We start from the raw sequence: 17,412 nt of genomic DNA, 5'->3' as shown, positions 1-17,412 counted from the left end.
CGGCTATCTAAGCGCCATTGGGGCGCAGCCCTTCCTCCTGGACCTCCATCCCAGTCTTTTAATAGTTTTTTTATGGCACGTCTGTTTTTGGTCGATGGTTCCGGCTATCTCTATCGCGCTTTTTATGGCGTGCGCAATCTGTCGCGCCGCGACGGGTTTGCCACCAACGCCATCTACGGTTTCTATAAAATGCTGCACCGGCTGGTGGCTGATCATCAGCCCGAGTTCATAGCCATGGTGTTCGACGCCAAGGGAAAAACCTTTCGTCACGCCCTCTATCCCGACTACAAAGCCAACCGGCAATCCATGCCTGAAGAGTTGCGGGCACAGGTGCCCATCATCAAGGAGGTGGTGGAGGCCTTCAGTATTACCCACGTCCAGCAGGATGGTTTTGAAGCCGATGACATCATCGGTACCCTGGCCGACAGGGGCGTTGCAGCGGGCATGGAGGTCTGCATCGTCAGCGGCGACAAGGATCTGATGCAGATGGTCGCTCCCGGGATTCGCATGCTGGATCCGGGCAAAGAAAAATGGCTGGGCATTCCTGAAGTGACGGAACATTGGGGCGTGCCCCCGGAGAAGGTGCTGGATCTCATGGGGCTCTCCGGCGACAGCTCCGACAATATTCCAGGCGTGCCCGGCATCGGCCCCAAGATTGCGGCCCAACTGATCCAGGAGTTTGGCGATCTGGAAACCTTGTTGAGCCAGACCGGACGGGTCAAACAAACCAAACGGCGGGAGAGCCTGATCCAGTACGCCGCGCAGGCCCGTCTTTCCCGACAACTGGCCACCATCGATCGCCATGTTCCCTTGACCTTGGCCCTGGAGGATTTGCGCCGCAAACCACCTGACGCAGCGCGGTTGCGCCAAATCTGTACCGCCATGGAGTTTGACTCTCTCCTGCGGCAGTTGGCTACGGAGCCGTCGGCTGCGGCGCCCGCGCCACGGCAGGTCGATCTGGAGTCTTCCCCTACCATCCCCCCCCTGCCCGTGGCGTCTGCCACGTCGCCGGAGGCGGATCTCTCCAGCGCGGTCAACGATTATCGTATCATCACCGACAAGGCCGAGTTTGCGGCATTCATGACCGAATTGCGCCGGCAATCCTGTTTTGCCATCGACACGGAAACAACCAGTGTGGAGGCAGTACGGGCCGAGTTGGTGGGTATTTCGCTCTCCTGGGAATACCGGCGGGCGGTCTATCTGCCGGTGGCCCACCTTCCAGCGGCGGCACCGGCGGGGCAATTGCAGCGAGAGGAGGTGTTGGCCGCTTTGCGTCCCCTGTTGGAAGACCCCCACATAGGCAAGGTCGGGCAAAACCTGAAATATGACTGGATCATTTTCGCCCATTACGACATTCGCCTGGAGGGCATTCGCGAGGATGCCCTGTTGCAGTCCCATTTGATTCACGGCCCTGAGCGGCGGCACAATCTGGACACTATTGCCCAAAACCTCCTGGGGCGGACGACCACATCTTTTGCCAAAGTCGCTGGCACAGGAAAGAACGCCCGGCGTTTCGACGCAGTTCCCCTGGAGCAGGCAGGCCCCTATGCCTGCGAAGATGCCGAACTGGCTTGGGAAGCCACCCGGCGCATGCGGGAAACGTTGGCAGATCGACCGGAGGTGGCCCGCCTCTATCGGGAGGTGGAGATGCCCCTGGTGTCGATCCTGGCGGCCATGGAGTATGCCGGCGCCACCCTTGATCGCCAGGTTCTCACCCAAATGTCGGCCACTTTGGCAGAGCGCCGTGCGGCGCTGGTCACCGAGATTCACCAATTGGCCGGAGGGCCCTTCAACGTCAACTCCACCCAGCAGTTGGGCGAGATTTTGTTCAGCCCGGAAAAGTTGGGCATCAAGGGGGGAAAAAGGACCAAAACCGGTTTTTCCACGGATGTCACTGTCCTGACCCGCCTGGCGGAACAAGGACATCCGCTCCCGATGCACATGTTGACCTACCGAACCCTGACCAAGCTGCAATCCACCTATACCGACGCCTTGTTGGCCAGCATGGATCCCCGGACCGGGCGGGTGCATACCAGTTTCAATCAGGCGGTGACGTTGACCGGGCGGCTTTCATCGTCGGATCCCAATCTGCAAAATATTCCGATCCGCACACCGGAGGGACGGGCCATTCGCGCTGCATTTACGGCGCCGCCCGGGTGGGTTCTGTTGGCGGCTGATTACAGTCAGATCGAGTTGCGTTTGTTGGCCCATCTGGGCAATGTCCCGCGGTTGCGGGAGGCCTTCGACCGGGAACAGGATGTCCACGCCGCCACGGCAGCGGAGTTGTTCGGCGTCGAGGTCATGCAGGTCACTTCCGAGCAGCGGCGCATGGCAAAGACCATCAATTTTGGACTCATCTATGGCATGAGTCCCTATGGCCTGGCCAAACACCTTGGCATCGGCAACGCCGAGGCGCGGAGTTACATGGATCTCTATTTCGCCCGTTATGTGGGGGTGCGTGAATTCATGCAACAAACGTTGGTTGGCGCCCGGGAGAGGGGATATGTCACCACCCTGGGGGGGCGGCGTTGTCCCATTCGTGACATTGCCAGCAGCAATCGCACGTTGCGCGAGGTGGCCGAACGCACGGCCATCAACGCCCCGATCCAGGGTTCCGCCGCCGACCTGATCAAGATGGCCATGATACGGCTCGACACCGCCTTGCGTCAGGGAGGGCATCGCACGCGCTTGATTCTTCAGGTTCACGACGAGTTGGTTTTGGAGGCTCCAGAGGAGGAGTTGCCGGTTGTCGAGCCGCTCGTGCGTACAGCCATGGAGGGGGTCATGACACTGAAAGTGCCGTTGCGGGTGGATTTGGGGGTGGGAAAAAATTGGGCCGAGGCACACTGAAAAATTTAACTATTCAGCACTCTTTCAAGAAAAGCCTGGATATGAAAGCCTTTGTCAGGGCTTCGCCCCGAACCCCACCAGGACGCTGCCCTGGACCTGCCAGGGAGCCAGCCCCCTGGACCCCGATGCGTTGCAACGAAGCGCTTTCTTGTTGAATATGCCCGTATTTCGCCTGCCCAAAGAGAACCATTTTCCGCCGGTGGAGTTGGCCGAGCCCAACGGCCTGTTGGCTGTGGGGGGCGATCTCTCCGTGCATCGGTTGATCACGGCCTACAGGTATGGAATCTTTCCCTGGTATGCGGCGGGCGAACCCCTCCTCTGGTGGAGCCCGGATCCCCGTATGATCCTGAAACCGGCCTGGTTTCACCTTCCCAAAAGCTTGCGCAAGGGCTTGCGTCAGGGACGCTTTCTCCTGACTCTGGACCAGGCGTTCCCCGAGGTCATCCAGGCCTGTGGTGAAACGCGCCGGGAGAAGGGAACCTGGATCACCCCGGAGATGGCCGCTGCCTATATCCGCCTGCATGCCATCGGTTTTGCCCACTCTGCGGAGGCTTGGCAACAAGAGACCACCGGAACCCGACTCGTGGGCGGGGTGTACGGTGTGACCATCGGCGGCTGTTTTTTTGGTGAATCCATGTTTTTCCGGGAACCCGATGCCTCCAAATGCGCTTTTGCCTTTCTGATGGCAACCTTGAAACAAAAAGGATTTACCTTGATCGATTGCCAGATGCACACCCCTCATTTGGCCCGTTTTGGGGCACGCGAGGTTCCCCGTTCGCAATTTTTGCTGGATTTGAAAAAGGCCCTGGTGCAGCCGATTCCTCAGGAGTCCTGGAGAGGTGGCGCTTCCGGCCAACTTTTCTAGGAAGCGCCTGCTTTCGCCACCGCTTCGATCTCCACCCTGGCCCCCCGGGGAAGGGCCGCTACCTGTACGGTAGCCCGCGCCGGAAACGGGGGCTTGAAAAATTCCTGATACACCGCATTCACGTCAGGAAAATCGGCAAGATCCACCAAAAAAACCGTTGTCTTGACCACGGATGCCAACCCGCACCCCGCCGCAGTCAAAATGGCCGTCAGATTGCGCAACACCTGTTCGGTTTGTTCACGCGCCTGACCCGGCACAATATTTCCGGTCCGTGGATCCAGCGGAATCTGTCCCGACAGAAACAACCACTCTCCACAGCGAATGGCCTGACTGTAGGGGCCAATGGCTGGCGGCGCCTCTTTTGTCTGTATAACCGTAACCATGCATCGCCCTTTCAAGAAAAGTTGTAACTGCCCAGGTACCCGGTAACGAATCGGGATCCGGGGGGCTGGCCCCCTTTATTGACAACCTTGCCAAACTTGCTTACGTTCAAAAAACCTGTCAGGTTGCATGCACCAGACGGTAAGCGCATTTTGAAGAGAAAAATATGAACAGCAGCTCGGATTTGTCAACCCGGGAAGAAAACCACCCTGCAAGCGATCTTTACATCATTGCCGGCATGGCGGCGCCGGTGGTCACCTTGACCGCGTGGCTGATGTCGGAAAAGTTTCGTCTGCGCAGAATAACCATTTTTTCCACGATTCAGGGAATAAACATTCTGCGGACAACCGTCGAGCATGCAGGTTTTCCACCGCATATCCGGCCTGTTTGGCGTGGCAATACCGTGGATGGCAACGATGGCGAGCACGCCCAGAAGCAGTTCTGTCATGTCCTGGACGAGGCCTTCAGCGACGAGCGCGGCGAAACGGCCTTGCAGGTGGTTTTGGGGGGTGGTGTCAACTGGATGATCTCTCTCGCATCCCAATATGCCGCCATGTACCTGGAAGAGGCACGCGGCGACGGCCTGTGGGTGCTGCGCACCGACCCCCGCTTTGAACATCATCCCCATTTTTTGAAACCCGATGACCCGGCCAGGGCATGGGACCACGCCACCGCCTCCCTGCACCAAGCCGATGGGGCCAGCCGCATGCAACGGGTTCTGTTGCCGGGCAAGGGGATTCCTCGCACCCCCGGCGCTCGCGAACAGTTGCGCTGCACACCGGACGGCATCCACTTTTTGGGCCGTTTGATCCGCCTGCGCCCCCTGCAACACCAGCTCTACAAATGGATCCTGATGCAGACCAAGGAACGCTGCCAACGCCCCCAGCTCCCCGCATGCAGCGGCTGCTTTGCCTGCGCCATGCCCGCCAAACAAATGGCCGCCCTGTGCAAGGCATTTTTCACCTTCTACCAGACCAACACCAGCAAACCCGGCTACGTCCGCACCATGGAACCTGCCGAATTTTTGGAGCGCATTCCTGAATATATAAGCAAAATCAACTCAGAAATAAAAAAACAGGGCAACGCGGTCCTGTTGCACCAACTGCGCATCAACAACACCGACGGGGGGTACCTCCCGGCTGTGGAGAAACACTATCTTGGTCGGGAGGAGTGATTGATGGATGAAAAAAGCCGCAACTTGTTGGAGGCCTCCTGCCGCATGGCCCTGGCCGGCATGGTCCATGATATCGGCAAATTTGCCGAACGGGCCGACATCCCGGCGCCGGAACGAAATGGCAACGTCCAAATCTACTGCCCTGCATGGCATGGCCGCCACACCCATGTTCACGCTGCCTATACGGGCATCGCCATGGATGCCCTCGAAAAAAATATTCCGGATATCAAAAAAGGTACGATAACCCCGTTCACCTCCTGGAGCGACCCCATCGAGGAGATAAAAACGGGCGACTCCCTGATCAACGCCGCCGCCATGCACCACAAACCGGAAACGCCCCTGCAAAGAATTCTCGCCACGGCGGATCGTCTGGCCTCGGGGTTCGAGCGGTCGGATTTTGCAGTGTACAATGAGGCGGAAGAAGAAAACGAAGGGGTGGGTGGCAAAAAGGTCAACCACCTGCGGGCGCGCTTGTGGCCCCTTCTGGAACGCATTGCCGTCAAAGACGGCGAAAAAGAGATTCGGGGCGCAAAACAGCGTTATTCCTTGCGGGCCATGGCCCCGGCAACCCTCTTTCCCGTCGAGGAAGGCAAGGCAGGCCACGTTCCTGCCGATGATGATCAGGCCAGAAGGGAGTACAAGGATTTATGGGATCAGTTCATCGCCGGGTTGGAAAAGATTCCTGGTTCTCATCGCTCCTCCCTGCCTTTGTGGCTCGACCATTTTGACAGCCTGTTTTTGACCTTTACCCATGCCATCCCCTCGGCCACAGCGGCCAAAAAACCGGGCGGGGGATTTGTCTCCATTCCAGCCGATGTGTCGCTCTATGACCACTCCAAGGCCACGGCAGCCCTGGCGGTGGCCTTGTGGCGGCACCACGCAGCGTGTGGGCGTGTGGACGAAACATTTTCTGAAGCAGGTTGGAAAAACTGGGATGAACATGCCGAAGAGGAATTTCTCCTGATCCAGGGAGATTTTTTTGGCATCCAGGAGTTCATCCTGGCCAACGGCGGGGAAACGACAAAAATGGCGGCCAAGTTGTTGCGGGGTCGCTCCTTCCAGGTCTCTCTGCTGACAGAACTGGCGGCCATCGAGGTGCTGAACGCCTTCCAGTTGCCGGTAACCAGCCAGATTGTCAACGCGGCCGGAAAGTTTACGATCGTGGCTCCCCATTTGCCCGATGCCGAGACACGTCTGGCCCAGGTGCGCGGTAAACTGGATACATGGTTTTTAAAACAGACCTTTGGTCAGAGCACAATCGGTCTGGCGTCAACCAAGGCCCGGCGCAACGATTTCAAGAAAAAAAGTTTCAGCGCACTTGTCCAGCGGTTATTCGAAGATTTGGAGAAACGGAAGCGGCAGCGTTTCGGGTTATGTGATGCGACGCCACCCGCTCCGGTTTTCAACACGGCCTATCCGGACAAGGCGTGTGCCATGGATGGCAAGAAACCCGCCGAGACCGAAATAAACGACAAAAAAACGTGTCATCTTTGCGCAGACCAGATCACCATCGGGGAAAGCTTGGTCAAGAGTGATCGTCTGCTCGTCACCCGGGAAAAACTGAACGACCAAACCCTGAAAGTGGATTATTTTGGCTACCGGATCACCTTCACCGGCAACGAGGAGGAGAGCAGCGGGGAGTTGTTGCGGGCCTGGGATTTTGCCCCCCCCCATGATCCGGATGGGCAGGAACCTTTATGGAATGGCTATGCCCGACGCGCCATCAACGGTCATGTGCCAAAAGATGCCCATGGCATCATTGAATTTGGGGATATGGCCGAATCTGGCGTGACAGTCGATGCGGAGGGAAAAAAGCGGGGCGTGGCCGCCCTTTCCACCCTCAAGGGAGATGTGGACAACCTCGGGGAGATTTTGCGGGAAGGATTGAAAGATCACTACACCTTTGCCCGCATGGCGGCCCTGTCGCGGCAGTTGAATGCCTTTTTTGCCATCTGGCTGCCCTGGCATTGCGCCCGGAAATCCCCACATGCCTATACCGTTTTCGCCGGTGGGGATGACTTTTTCCTCATCGGGCCATGGCTGGATCAAATACGGCTGGCCAAGGCCATGCAAGTCGAGTTTGCCCGCTACGTTGCCAATGCCGGCATCCATTTTTCCGCCGGGCTCACCATGACCAAGCCGGGTCTCCCCATTCCGGCGATGGCCAAACTGGCCGAAGAGGCCCTGGACGAGGCCAAACAATACAAAAAGGACAAAGACCAGGCAGAGGCCGACAAGAATGCCATCACCTGCTGGGGACGTACCGTCGATTGGGTCACCTTCTCCGCCATGCTGGATGCCGAGAAAGATTTAAAAGAGTTGGTGGAGATGTTGAAGGACCAGCATAACGTCGAGTTGAGTACTGCCTACCTCTACGGCCTGCTCCACCTGTGCGACAAGGCGGAAAGTGCCAAGATAAAGCCGGAAGACAATATCTGGCGCTCCTGGTTTGTCTATCGTACCTGGCGGTTTGTCATCGACAAAATGCGTGGCGCGAAGGACGAGGACAAGGGCGAAGAATGTAAAAAATGTAAAACGATTTATAAAGAAAAGTTTGTCCAGGGAATCAGCAAGCAGATCGACAACAATAAGGGTGACTATAAAATCGCCCTGTTTACGCATCTTTACCAGAGGAGAAAAGCATGATGAATACGAACGACCCGAAAAGGGCGATCATGACAAAATCGTCACCTCCTGTAGCCCCCAAAGCCCCGGTTGCCAATTCATTGGCCATTGTATTTGATCCAATAGACGAAAAACTGTTTGACGGTACGGCCAAGGCATGGGCTGTAAAACTGAATGAGGCCAAGAAGGAAAGCAATAAATCCACCCAACTGCGGAGGTTTTATGACGAAATCTGCATGTGGGCAGAAAAAGTGGGAGACAAAAAAGAAAAATATGACGAGTTGATTCCCTTCATCCGCATGCTCAATGCCAAAACAGCTTATGCCTATGGCAGAAAAGAACTGGTGGATAAGAGTTTCGTTGAACTCATGGACAAATGCCTGAAGCAGGTCACGGATCCAAAAACCCTGCAACGCTTCAAGCTGTTCATGGAAGCCATCATGGGTTTTTACAAGGAAAAACGCTCCAATTAACGAGGGGGTGTCGATCATGCATACCAGAAACCATCTGGAGATTTCCGAGGAGCCATTAAAAAAGTGGTGTCAACGCTGGAAGGTTCGCGAACTCGCTTTGTTCGGATCGGCAACGAACGACACTTTTTCGGATGACAGTGATGTGGATCTCCTGGTGGAGTTCCAGACCGGCGCGCAGGTGACACTGTTCACGTTGTCGCGCATGCAACGGGAAATGTCAGCCCTGCTGGCACGCTCCGTTGATCTGGTCCCGAAACAGGGATTGAAACCCCGTATCCGGGATGAAGTCCTGGCTTCTGCGCAGGTTATCTATGCGGCATGAATCATTGTATTTGATGGATATGATCGATGCAGCCCGGGCCATACGACAATTTATTGCCAGGACTACCCCAGAGGCGTTTGTCCATGATGATCTGACCCGCAGTGCTGTTCTGCAAAAATTGATCGTGATTGGCGAGGCGGCTGCCCGATTACCAAAACCCTATCGAGAACGTCACCCAAACATTCCATGGGTTGATGTCATCGCAATGCGCAACTTCGTGGTGCATGCCTATTTTTCTGTAGAGTGGGAGATCATCTGGAATACCGCCACCCTGGACGTACCGGAATTGGAGCAAGCCTTGGCCCTCATTCTCGATGGCATATCCACCCACGAAGCCTGAGAACCTTATCAAAGGAATCCCCTCATGAAACTCGACAATATTTTGACCATCACCGGAACCATCGAAGTGTTGACCGGCCTGCACATCGGCAGCGGCAACAACGAGATGCATATCGGTGGTTCGGACAACCCGATCATTCGCCACCCCCATACCAAACAGCCTTATATTCCGGGCAGCAGCCTCAAAGGCAAAATCCGCAGCCTCCTGGAGTGGCGGGCCGGGCTGGCGGCGGTCAATGGTGGTAAACCCATGAGTTACGCCAAACTCGGTGATGCACCAGACAAGGAAGAGGCCCGAAAAATTCTCAAGCTTTTCGGCGTTTCTGGCGGGGATGAACTGGATGAAAAACAAGCCAGGGAGATCGGACCCACGCGCCTCTCTTTTCGGGATTGTCTGCCTGACGAAGGCTGGGCCAAAGAGGTCGATGATAAAAATCTCCCCCTGACCGAAATCAAGATGGAAAACACCATCAACCGTGTGACCGGGACGGCGGAACACCCCCGCAACGTCGAGCGGGTTCCGGCAGGAGCCAGGTTTGATTTTGCTGTAGCCCTCAAGATTTTGGACACGGACAAGGCCGATGAATTGAAAGAAACTCTCTTTAATGGCCTGAAATTGCTGGAAATGGACAGCCTGGGCGGGTCTGGATCACGGGGTTATGGACGGGTCAGGTTCACGCTCACAAGCGAGGGTCATCAGGGCAAGCTCAACGAAGCCAAGCCATTTGCGAGCAAGTAACCATGGAAACGCTGCGTGTCACCCTCAAGCCGCAGACGGCCTTTGCCACCCCACTCCATGGGGACACCCTGTTCGGGCAACTGTGCTGGATCTTGCGCAACAATCTTGGCGAACTTGGCGAAGATTGGTTGAACGAATTGTTGACAGGGTACACCCAAGGCAACCCTTTTCTTGTGGTGTCGGATATTTTCCCTGCCGGGTTTATCCCTCGGCCCCAGTTGCCGAGTGGATTTTTTCCGGGGCAGGAGGAAAAAATCGAGGGAAGGGATCGCAAGGCCGATAAAAAACGGACCTGGATGCCGTGGAAAGCATGCGAAGAGCCTTTGCCAGCATGGATCACAACCTGCAAATCCGACAAGGAGATCTGGCCGGCAGACCCGGAAACCGTCAAGTCTGGAAAAAGTCACATGGCTGGGCGTGTGGTCCAACCACAGCCCCGCAACGCCATCAACCGCTTGACCGGCACCACCGGCGCGGATGGTTTCGCCCCCTATGCCGTGGAACAAACCTGGTTCCCGCCAACAGCGCGGTTGGAACTTTGGCTCCTGTTTGACCCCAAGCGGCTGCCACGGGAAGATTTGGCAAAAGCCCTGTTCGCCGTCGGCCAGACCGGATTTGGCAAGGATGCCAATGTTGGCCTGGGGAAATTTTTGGTGGAAGATGTTGGCGTAGCGAGCTTGCCAACCCAGAAAGAGAGCAATGCCTGGCTGACCTTGGGTTTTTGTGCGCCGCAGGGCGGGGGATTTAATCCAGAACGGAGTTTCTATCAGGTTTTTACCCGTTTTGGTCGGCATGGCGATGTGGCAGCCTTGACCGGACAGGTTTACAAAAATCCGATCCTGCTGGCCCGGGCCGGGGCTGTGTTGGTACCGGCAGACCCATTTGATCCCGGGCGTCGTTTTGTCGGTCAGGGGTTGGGCGGGGATAATTCCCTCTCCAGCGCCATCCCGGGGACCGTTCATCAAGGTTATTGCCCGGTGGTGGGCATTCGTCTGCTGGAAGAGAACAGGAGTTGAGCCGATGCCACTGCCCAAGGAGCCGTTTCTCAGGAACTACCGCCTTCTCATTTCCACCCTATCGCCCATCCATATCGGTTGTGGGGAGGATTATGAGCCGACGCATTATCTCATGCATGGAGGTGTCCTCTATACATTTGATCCGGTAGCTGCTCTGGCCTCTGATGCACCTGCCCGCGACAAATTGTTGGAGATTGTCAACAGACAACAGGGGGAGGAAACTATCCGAAAAATTCAAAATTTTTTCTATCAACGCAAGGAAACGTTGATCCCTGAGCATAGACATCGCATGCCTGTGGGAGAGGGTATTCAGGCATTTTATGATAAACGTATCGGGACCGTTACGCAGGCGGATACCAAGGCCGTCAATAAACTGCACATCGAGCGCACGGCTTTTGTATCGACAAATGATCAGGCCATCATGCCAGGCAGTAGCCTCAAGGGGGCAATCCGAACTGCCCTTCTGGATGCAGTCCACGCCGGAAAGCCTTTGGTTGACAAGAGAGGTGCTGAAAATGGGGGCAATTCCTGGAAAGGTCTTTCCCCAATCAATGAAACATTGCGTGATTGTCTGCCGAAAGAGTTTGAGCGTGATCCTATGCGTTTGATCCGTGTGGGAGATGCCTATCAATCGGAAACAAGTGAACATAATGGTGTTTTTTTTGCTGTCAACCGAAAGTCATCAGGTGTTAAAGGACGGGGACCTTATCAAACGCTGGAGTGTCTCTCGCCCATGCGTTTGGAATCTTTTATTGCAGATCTGTCATTATTGGACACCGAACAGGCCAGAAAATACAATGATGTGCAAGCCGACAATAAAAAATTATTGCCACCAAGACATCTTCAATGGGATGCGACAGCAATAACCCAAAGATGCAACAAATACTATAAAGAACAATTGCTTCGGGAAATCACGGAAATGAATGGGCTTCTCCATGCTGATTGGGCAAAAACGCTGCGCCAATCCCTTGAGGGAGGTAATTTAGAACGATTGATGATTGAGAATAAGGCCTTTTTACTGCGGGTGGGTCGCCACAGTGGAGCCGAGTCGGTGACTTTGAATGGAGCGCGACACATTAAAATAATGCAGGGAGGGGGTCGTCCACCGAAATGGGGACCAGGAGCCACAACGATCTGGCTGGCAGCTCGAAACATTGAACAAGAAAATGACCTGCTTCCTTTCGGATGGTTGTTGGTGGAATTGGTGGAAATTGATGACTGTTCTCGACGACCTTTGCTTGAAACCGCTCCAGAATTGGCAAAGCTTGCCAATATGTTCAAAAACGACCGGACCGACCGTTTGAAAGTTTCCGATGATTATCTGGTATCTCTTCGTCAGAAAAAGGATGCCAGACTTCAGGAAATGGAACGACGTAAAACGGAAGACGATAAACGCCAAGCCGAGGAAGAGATTCGCCAGGAGCAACTGGCCAAGATGACCCCCAACCAGCGCAAAATTGAAAAGTTGCGGGAGAGCATCCATAAGACTCCACATCCGCAACCCATCAGTGGCCAGTTGTGGCAGGATGTTGGCAAACTGGTCAAGGAGGCCGCTGCCTGGCCAGCAGAGGAGAAAGCCGAGTTGGCCCGGGTATGTCGCGAGGAACTCCCTGGCAAACTCAATGTGGATAAAAAAAGATTGCAATCCCTTCAGGATACCCTCTTGACATGACCCCCCTCCCCTCTTCTCTTGCCATCGCCCGCTACCATTTCGACTGGGAGGTCGAAACCCCCATGCGTTTGCCGGAATATGCCGGTTCGGCGTTGCGCGGGGTGTTTGGGGCGGCGTTGCGGCGCATCGCCTGCCTGAGCGGCGAACCAACCTGCACCGGGTGCGGCATCGTCAACACCTGCCCCTGGTCGATGATCTTCGAGGCCCCACCACCGGCGGGACGCCACGCCGTCCAACATTTTGCCCGCATCCCGAACCCTTACATCATCGAGCCGCCGGCATGGGGAAAACGCCTTTTTTACCCCGGTGAACGGTTAACCTTCGGCATGGTGCTGGTGGGGCGGGCGCTCGTGCAGTTGCCGTTGATCATTCTGGCGTGGCAACGGGCCCTGGCGCGGGGAGTGGGGCATGACAACGGAACGGCGCACCTGCTCGGCGTGCGCCAGATCCTGCCCGATGGATCGGAACAGGTGATTTATGATCCGGAAGTCGGCGTGGTGATGGAGCATGCCAGAGCGGTCACGCCAACGGCCATGCCCGCTGCGGAGGCGGAACAAATCACCCTGCACCTGCTCACCCCGTTGCGCATCCAGCGGGAGGGCAAGCCTCTGGGACCGGGTCGCCTGACCCCGCGGGATTTTTTGCTGACCCTGGCGCGGCGCATCTCCCTGCTGGCCGAATTCCACGCCGGGTTGCATCTGGGGCTCGATTTTCCGGAGCTGACGGCGCGGTCAGAAGCGATGACGGCGCATGGCTCGCTGGGGTGGCGGGATTGGACGCGCTGGTCGGGCCGACAGCAGCAGGAGATGACCCTGGGCGGTGTCACCGGGCGTTGGACCTTGCGGGGTGACCTGACACCGTTCTGGTCTCTGCTCTACCTCGGCCAGTGGTTGCATGTCGGCAAGAATGCCACCTTCGGGTTGGGGAAATATGAACTGAATCAACCAAAATCGAAAGGTGCAGTCGCATGAACAAGCCTAACAAAAGTGGCCAAGTGTTGTTGTTGACTGTGGGTACCGGGGATGGGGAACAGCGTGAAGCAACTCTCTACAGGCCGTTACGACTCTCCATCGAAAAGGGGACGTTTTCCGAGGTCATCCTGCTCCCCTCCCTGGTTTCAGAGGAGTGGGCTGAGCAGGTACGTACCGACCTTGCCTCCCTGAACATGCATATTCACCCTCTGCCCCGCAAAAAGGACGAAGAGAATGCCGACCACTGTTTTAACCACTTTGATCGCGTCTTGACTGAGTTGTTGGAAGCCGGCTGGCAGGGCCACCAGATTGCCATTGACCCCACCCGAGGCACCAAGATGATGAGCGCCGCTCTGATTCTTGCGGCAGTGAGGCGCGATGTGACCTCTTTGCGTTACATCACTGGCGAACGCGACACGCGGGGTATGGTGCAATCGGGAACGGAACAGATCGCCGAATTTCGCACCACCCGGATTACCGCCGCCCGCCGTCTGGATGATGCTTTGCACCTTTTTCAGCATGGCAATTTTGCGGTGGTGCTGGATGTTGTCCCAGACCCCGATTTGGGTTGGGCAACTCTGCATTGGCCCGAGGTATACCATCCCGGTATGCGGGCGATTCGCTCTTTGGCCCAGTTCTATACAGCCTGGGACCGGCTGAACTACCAAGAGGCCCACAAGGTCGCTCTGAATGAGAATGATCTGCCTGACGGGCGATGGAAGGCGCTGGCACCGACGCTTGCGGTCAGGGAATGGCTCAAAAGGATTGCCGGGCCGTTTCCGGAGCCTGATGACGAATCCACACGCAAGCAGTCCAAAGCTCCCTATCTGCTGCGTCTGGCGGTGGATCTTTGGGGCAATGGCCAGCGTCGGATCAAGTCCGGGCAGCTCGAAGACGCCGCCGTGCGCGCTTATCGAATTCTGGAGATGATTGGCCAGATGCGTTTGTTCGAGCGTGGCCACGATTCTGCCCAGCTTGATCCCCGTCATCCTGAAATTGCCAAATATGTTACTAAAATGGCGAAAAATAAGGATACTCCTTTGAGCAAGAACAGAGACGGCACGCTCATGGCTCCGCGTGAACGGGTTACAGGTTTGTTGCGCTCCATGGGCGATGAGATGGGAAAGACGTTGATCGACCTGGGTAATGACTCACTTATGAGCGCCAATGTTCGCAATACCAGCATCTTGATTCACGGATTTTGTGCCAAGGCGCCTGATGGACGGGTCATGGCTGAGTTTTATCGGAAGCTGGAAGAAGAGTTGTTGCGTCCCTGCCTTGGGGAACAAAGGCTAAATTGGCTTGAATGGGTCAAGATGTCCTTCGACAGGTCATAATTCCATGCCTTCCCTCTACGTCACCGAGCAGGGCGCGACGGTGCGGCATGCTGGCGAAAGTTTGCAGGTCACGCTGGATGTGGAGGCGGGTGGTGGCCCATCGTCAGCGGCGACACGTTCGGTTTTGTTCGGGGTGGCGTCGCATCGCCTGGAGATGATTGGTCTGGTCGGGCGGGTGCATATCACCTCGAACGCCACACAACTCTGTCTGGAGCAGGGGATTGGCGTGGCCTGGTTTGGCTGGAATGGACGCTTTTTGGGGCGGATGGTCCCGGCGGCGGCCAAATCCGGGGATTTGCGCCTGGCCCAGTATCGACGCGCCGCCGATCCGCTGGCCGCCTTGACGATGGCCCGGGAGATCGTGGCCGGCAAATGCGCCAATGCCGTGGCCGTTCTGCGCGGCATCCAGGCCAATTATCCTGGCCAACCCGCCTTGGCCGAGGCCATCCGTGACCTGCGCGCCGCCGTGGCCGGGGTGGCCGAATGTCCGTGCGGCGAGCAACTCCTCGGCATTGAGGGGAGCGCCGCCCGGACCTATTTTGGCGGCTTCCGGGAAGGGTTTCGGGGTGAGATGGGGTTTACCGGTCGGCAACGGCGTCCACCGCCCGATCCGGTCAATGCCCTGCTCTCTTTCGGCTATGTTCTGCTGGGCAATCTGATCGGCGGCACATTGGAGGCGCGGGGATTGGATCCGGCGGTGGGATTTTTTCATGCCCTGCGTCCGGGGCGTCCCAGTCTGGCCCTGGACATGTTGGAAGAGTTTCGGCACCCGGTGGTGGATCGTTTTGTGTTGCGGGTGGTCAATCTGCGCATGATCCGTCCGGAGATGTTCGAGGCCGACACCGAAACCGAAGGTGGCGTGCGGCTGACCCGCGCCGGCCTCAAGGTGTTTTTTCGCGCCTGGGGGGAGTATCTGGAACGACCCATCCCCGAAGAGATCGACGCAAGGAGCGATGATGCGTCAAAAGATGTTGCAGGAACATCATGCTCCCCACCTCCCGTTCTCGATGAGGTCCACACGACGCCGCATGAGGAGATCATGGTTACGAAAAAATGGACGCCAGCCACCTTGATCCGGCGGCAGGTGGATCGATTGGCCATCGCATTGCGGGAGGGCGCCGCGTATCAACCATTTTTGTTGAAAGGGTGACGGCACAATACAATGAATTTGTGCAACTATTCACCACCCGGCCTCAAATCGGGGTCCAGGGGGCTGGCTCCCTGGCTTTGTCCAGGACAGCGCCCTGGTGTGGTTCGGGGCGAAGCCCTGACAAAGGCTGTCATATCCAAGCTTTTCTTGAAAGGATGCTGAATAGATACTGAATTTGTAAGATTTTGTGAAAGAAAGTCAGTGAAAAACGCTTGAAAGTTTTTTCATGGCGTTTATGGGGAGTTCTGTGCATTCAACTACAATAAAGGGGTTTTTTATGACAAGAAATCGACTTGCATCCGGTGTTCTGGCCTTCGTGGTGGCAATTTACATGGGGGGTTGCGGCGGTGGCGGCGGAGGTGAAGGCGGCAGTGGGAGCGGCAGCAATGGGGCAACACCAGCGAGCCAGTCCGCTGCGGGTGCAACCTCCAGATCCACGGATTACACGGCAGTGGCCATGGCGGGTGAACGGCTCATCTTCTCTGTGGACACCACCAACCGCACCTACAACTACCGAATCATTGACAGCCAGTATGGCCTGGAAGGGAAGGTTGGCTCCGGCACCCTGTCCGACAATGGCAACGGAACCTGGGCAGCATCCAACATGCCCGATGTCATGATCGTTTCTCTCCCGAACGGATTATTTTTGGGCGCGATACGCGAGAGCATCCATGGGGTCGTAACGACGGTGCCTGTTTTTGGCACTGCCAACCCCGTCACCACGCTGGCCGATGCCCAGGGGACATACAACATCATACACCGGGGTTGCGTCAATAATAATTGCACAGCAGGCTTGGGAACTTTCAACATCGATGCAGCCGGTATCTGGTCATTTTGCGTCCAGGGAAATCTGACTACTGAATGTCCCTCCGCAGTCGTTTCGAGTACCTTGAATCCTCTCGGTGGTGGTCTGTGGCAGGTCATGTCGGGTTCGACTGAAGTTGGCACGGCCTTGATGTTTACGGCGAACAACCAAAACAATATTCTTCTCGACCTCAAGGATAGCGGCGCCTTCAGCAAGGGCATGATTCTTGGCGCTCAACAGCAAACCATGGACTTTGCCCAAACCGATGGAACGTGGCTTGTGGCCGGTTCCAGCGGAAAATGGTGGGGTGTGTTTTCAGCCTCGGGCGGAAACCTCCGACTTCTGTCGGTGAATGGTGTGCCCATGACCAAGAATCTTTCTTTGAATGCCAACAACCCCTGGGAAGGAGTTTTTACCGATTCGACGGGTACGCATGGCATTTTCGCCAACAGCGGCATTTACGGGAATGTCGGTCCCAACGGTTACGCCGAAATCGGCCTCAGGCTGGGCAACTGAGAGCCTGGGCAAACTGGCAACCATCGCAGATTTTTTTGTCGTCATCGCCCCGTTGCAAGGGGATGGAACCCATCGAACGATTTCTTGAAACAATGGCCATGTTCTACCATACTGGGATCACAAGAAAATCTCCTTCAGTAACCCACAAGCGGGATTCATTCATTTGAGCAGGGATTA

15 protein-coding genes are annotated in these 17,412 nt (G+C 56.3%); 14 read left to right on the top strand and 1 reads right to left on the bottom strand.

Annotation, left to right across the window (positions count from 1 at the left end):
* The first annotated feature begins 72 nt into the window (after nucleotides 1-72).
* Both polA and HQL63_11950 read left to right on the top strand, forming a co-directional pair.
* Nucleotides 73-2,850: a DNA polymerase I gene (gene polA, locus HQL63_11955; GenBank protein MBF0177542.1), complete on the top strand. Its 2,778-nt coding sequence runs from the start codon at nucleotides 73-75 to the stop codon at nucleotides 2,848-2,850.
* Between the two features lie 157 nt (nucleotides 2,851-3,007).
* Nucleotides 3,008-3,715 (top strand): leucyl/phenylalanyl-tRNA--protein transferase, encoded by a 708-nt coding sequence (locus HQL63_11950; GenBank protein MBF0177541.1) that lies wholly within the window; start codon nucleotides 3,008-3,010, stop codon nucleotides 3,713-3,715.
* On the opposite strand, the gene HQL63_11945 is transcribed toward HQL63_11950, so the two are convergent.
* Entirely contained in the window at nucleotides 3,712-4,098 is a 387-nt protein-coding gene (locus tag HQL63_11945) for a RidA family protein (protein MBF0177540.1), read from the bottom strand. The two genes, HQL63_11950 and HQL63_11945, sit on opposite strands and share 4 nt — an antisense overlap.
* Before the next feature lie 164 nt (nucleotides 4,099-4,262).
* Here HQL63_11945 and HQL63_11940 point away from each other — a divergent pair, with 164 nt between their 5' ends.
* From HQL63_11940 to HQL63_11885, 12 genes are all read left to right on the top strand, one after another.
* On the top strand, nucleotides 4,263-5,270 hold the full coding sequence (locus tag HQL63_11940) for a hypothetical protein (GenBank protein ID MBF0177539.1): 1,008 nt from the start codon (nucleotides 4,263-4,265) through the stop codon (nucleotides 5,268-5,270).
* Between the two features lie 3 nt (nucleotides 5,271-5,273).
* Nucleotides 5,274-7,916, top strand: a complete 2,643-nt coding sequence (gene cas10, locus HQL63_11935; protein ID MBF0177538.1) for a type III-A CRISPR-associated protein Cas10/Csm1 — start codon at nucleotides 5,274-5,276, stop codon at nucleotides 7,914-7,916.
* A gap of 29 nt (nucleotides 7,917-7,945) precedes the next feature.
* Nucleotides 7,946-8,368, top strand: a complete 423-nt coding sequence (gene csm2, locus HQL63_11930) for a type III-A CRISPR-associated protein Csm2 (protein ID MBF0177537.1) — start codon at nucleotides 7,946-7,948, stop codon at nucleotides 8,366-8,368.
* 16 nt (nucleotides 8,369-8,384) lie between these two features.
* Complete coding sequence (locus HQL63_11925) at nucleotides 8,385-8,690, top strand: nucleotidyltransferase family protein (protein ID MBF0177536.1); 306 nt, start codon at nucleotides 8,385-8,387, stop codon at nucleotides 8,688-8,690.
* Entirely contained in the window at nucleotides 8,680-9,030 is a 351-nt protein-coding gene (locus HQL63_11920) for a DUF86 domain-containing protein (GenBank protein ID MBF0177535.1), read from the top strand. Before HQL63_11925 ends, HQL63_11920 begins: the two co-directional genes overlap by 11 nt.
* Before the next feature lie 24 nt (nucleotides 9,031-9,054).
* Entirely contained in the window at nucleotides 9,055-9,768 is a 714-nt protein-coding gene (gene csm3 / locus HQL63_11915) for a type III-A CRISPR-associated RAMP protein Csm3 (protein MBF0177534.1), read from the top strand.
* A gap of 2 nt (nucleotides 9,769-9,770) precedes the next feature.
* On the top strand, nucleotides 9,771-10,784 hold the full coding sequence (locus HQL63_11910) for a CRISPR-associated protein Csm7 (GenBank protein ID MBF0177533.1): 1,014 nt from the start codon (nucleotides 9,771-9,773) through the stop codon (nucleotides 10,782-10,784).
* 4 nt (nucleotides 10,785-10,788) lie between these two features.
* On the top strand, nucleotides 10,789-12,456 hold the full coding sequence (gene csm5 / locus HQL63_11905) for a type III-A CRISPR-associated RAMP protein Csm5 (protein ID MBF0177532.1): 1,668 nt from the start codon (nucleotides 10,789-10,791) through the stop codon (nucleotides 12,454-12,456).
* A complete protein-coding gene (gene cas6 / locus HQL63_11900; protein MBF0177531.1) occupies nucleotides 12,453-13,427 on the top strand; it encodes a CRISPR system precrRNA processing endoribonuclease RAMP protein Cas6 in 975 nt (324 codons plus the stop codon). Before csm5 ends, cas6 begins: the two co-directional genes overlap by 4 nt.
* The gene (locus tag HQL63_11895; protein MBF0177530.1) at nucleotides 13,424-14,764 is read left to right on the top strand and encodes a TIGR02710 family CRISPR-associated protein; all 1,341 of its coding nucleotides are present in this window, start codon (nucleotides 13,424-13,426) and stop codon (nucleotides 14,762-14,764) included. The genes cas6 and HQL63_11895 overlap by 4 nt, the downstream gene beginning before the upstream one ends.
* A gap of 4 nt (nucleotides 14,765-14,768) precedes the next feature.
* Nucleotides 14,769-15,914: a CRISPR-associated endonuclease Cas1 gene (cas1, locus tag HQL63_11890; protein ID MBF0177529.1), complete on the top strand. Its 1,146-nt coding sequence runs from the start codon at nucleotides 14,769-14,771 to the stop codon at nucleotides 15,912-15,914.
* A 277-nt stretch (nucleotides 15,915-16,191) separates the two neighbouring features.
* The gene (locus HQL63_11885) at nucleotides 16,192-17,235 is read left to right on the top strand and encodes a hypothetical protein (GenBank protein MBF0177528.1); all 1,044 of its coding nucleotides are present in this window, start codon (nucleotides 16,192-16,194) and stop codon (nucleotides 17,233-17,235) included.
* Nucleotides 17,236-17,412 lie beyond the last annotated feature (177 nt).

The sequence above is a fragment of the Magnetococcales bacterium genome (assembly GCA_015231175.1).
In the GTDB taxonomy this organism is placed as follows: domain Bacteria; phylum Pseudomonadota; class Magnetococcia; order Magnetococcales; family DC0425bin3; genus HA3dbin3.
The sequence above is the reverse complement of the archived record's forward strand: the minus strand, read 5'-3'. Positions and strand labels throughout refer to the sequence as shown.

What these genes read in the sequence shown, in the direction of transcription:
- polA (MBF0177542.1), top strand. Translation starts at nt 73, where the DNA reads ATGGCACGTCTGTTTTTGGTCGATGGTTCCGGCTATCTCTATCGCGCT.
- HQL63_11940 (MBF0177539.1), top strand. Translation starts at nt 4,263, where the DNA reads ATGAACAGCAGCTCGGATTTGTCAACCCGGGAAGAAAACCACCCTGCA.
- cas10 (MBF0177538.1), top strand. Translation starts at nt 5,274, where the DNA reads ATGGATGAAAAAAGCCGCAACTTGTTGGAGGCCTCCTGCCGCATGGCC.
- csm2 (MBF0177537.1), top strand. Translation starts at nt 7,946, where the DNA reads ATGACAAAATCGTCACCTCCTGTAGCCCCCAAAGCCCCGGTTGCCAAT.
- cas6 (MBF0177531.1), top strand. Translation starts at nt 12,453, where the DNA reads ATGACCCCCCTCCCCTCTTCTCTTGCCATCGCCCGCTACCATTTCGAC.
- HQL63_11910 (MBF0177533.1), top strand. Translation starts at nt 9,771, where the DNA reads ATGGAAACGCTGCGTGTCACCCTCAAGCCGCAGACGGCCTTTGCCACC.
- csm3 (MBF0177534.1), top strand. Translation starts at nt 9,055, where the DNA reads ATGAAACTCGACAATATTTTGACCATCACCGGAACCATCGAAGTGTTG.
- HQL63_11945 (MBF0177540.1), bottom strand. Translation starts at nt 4,098, where the DNA reads ATGGTTACGGTTATACAGACAAAAGAGGCGCCGCCAGCCATTGGCCCC.
- cas1 (MBF0177529.1), top strand. Translation starts at nt 14,769, where the DNA reads ATGCCTTCCCTCTACGTCACCGAGCAGGGCGCGACGGTGCGGCATGCT.
- HQL63_11895 (MBF0177530.1), top strand. Translation starts at nt 13,424, where the DNA reads ATGAACAAGCCTAACAAAAGTGGCCAAGTGTTGTTGTTGACTGTGGGT.
- HQL63_11885 (MBF0177528.1), top strand. Translation starts at nt 16,192, where the DNA reads ATGACAAGAAATCGACTTGCATCCGGTGTTCTGGCCTTCGTGGTGGCA.
- csm5 (MBF0177532.1), top strand. Translation starts at nt 10,789, where the DNA reads ATGCCACTGCCCAAGGAGCCGTTTCTCAGGAACTACCGCCTTCTCATT.
- HQL63_11950 (MBF0177541.1), top strand. Translation starts at nt 3,008, where the DNA reads ATGCCCGTATTTCGCCTGCCCAAAGAGAACCATTTTCCGCCGGTGGAG.
- HQL63_11920 (MBF0177535.1), top strand. Translation starts at nt 8,680, where the DNA reads ATGCGGCATGAATCATTGTATTTGATGGATATGATCGATGCAGCCCGG.
- HQL63_11925 (MBF0177536.1), top strand. Translation starts at nt 8,385, where the DNA reads ATGCATACCAGAAACCATCTGGAGATTTCCGAGGAGCCATTAAAAAAG.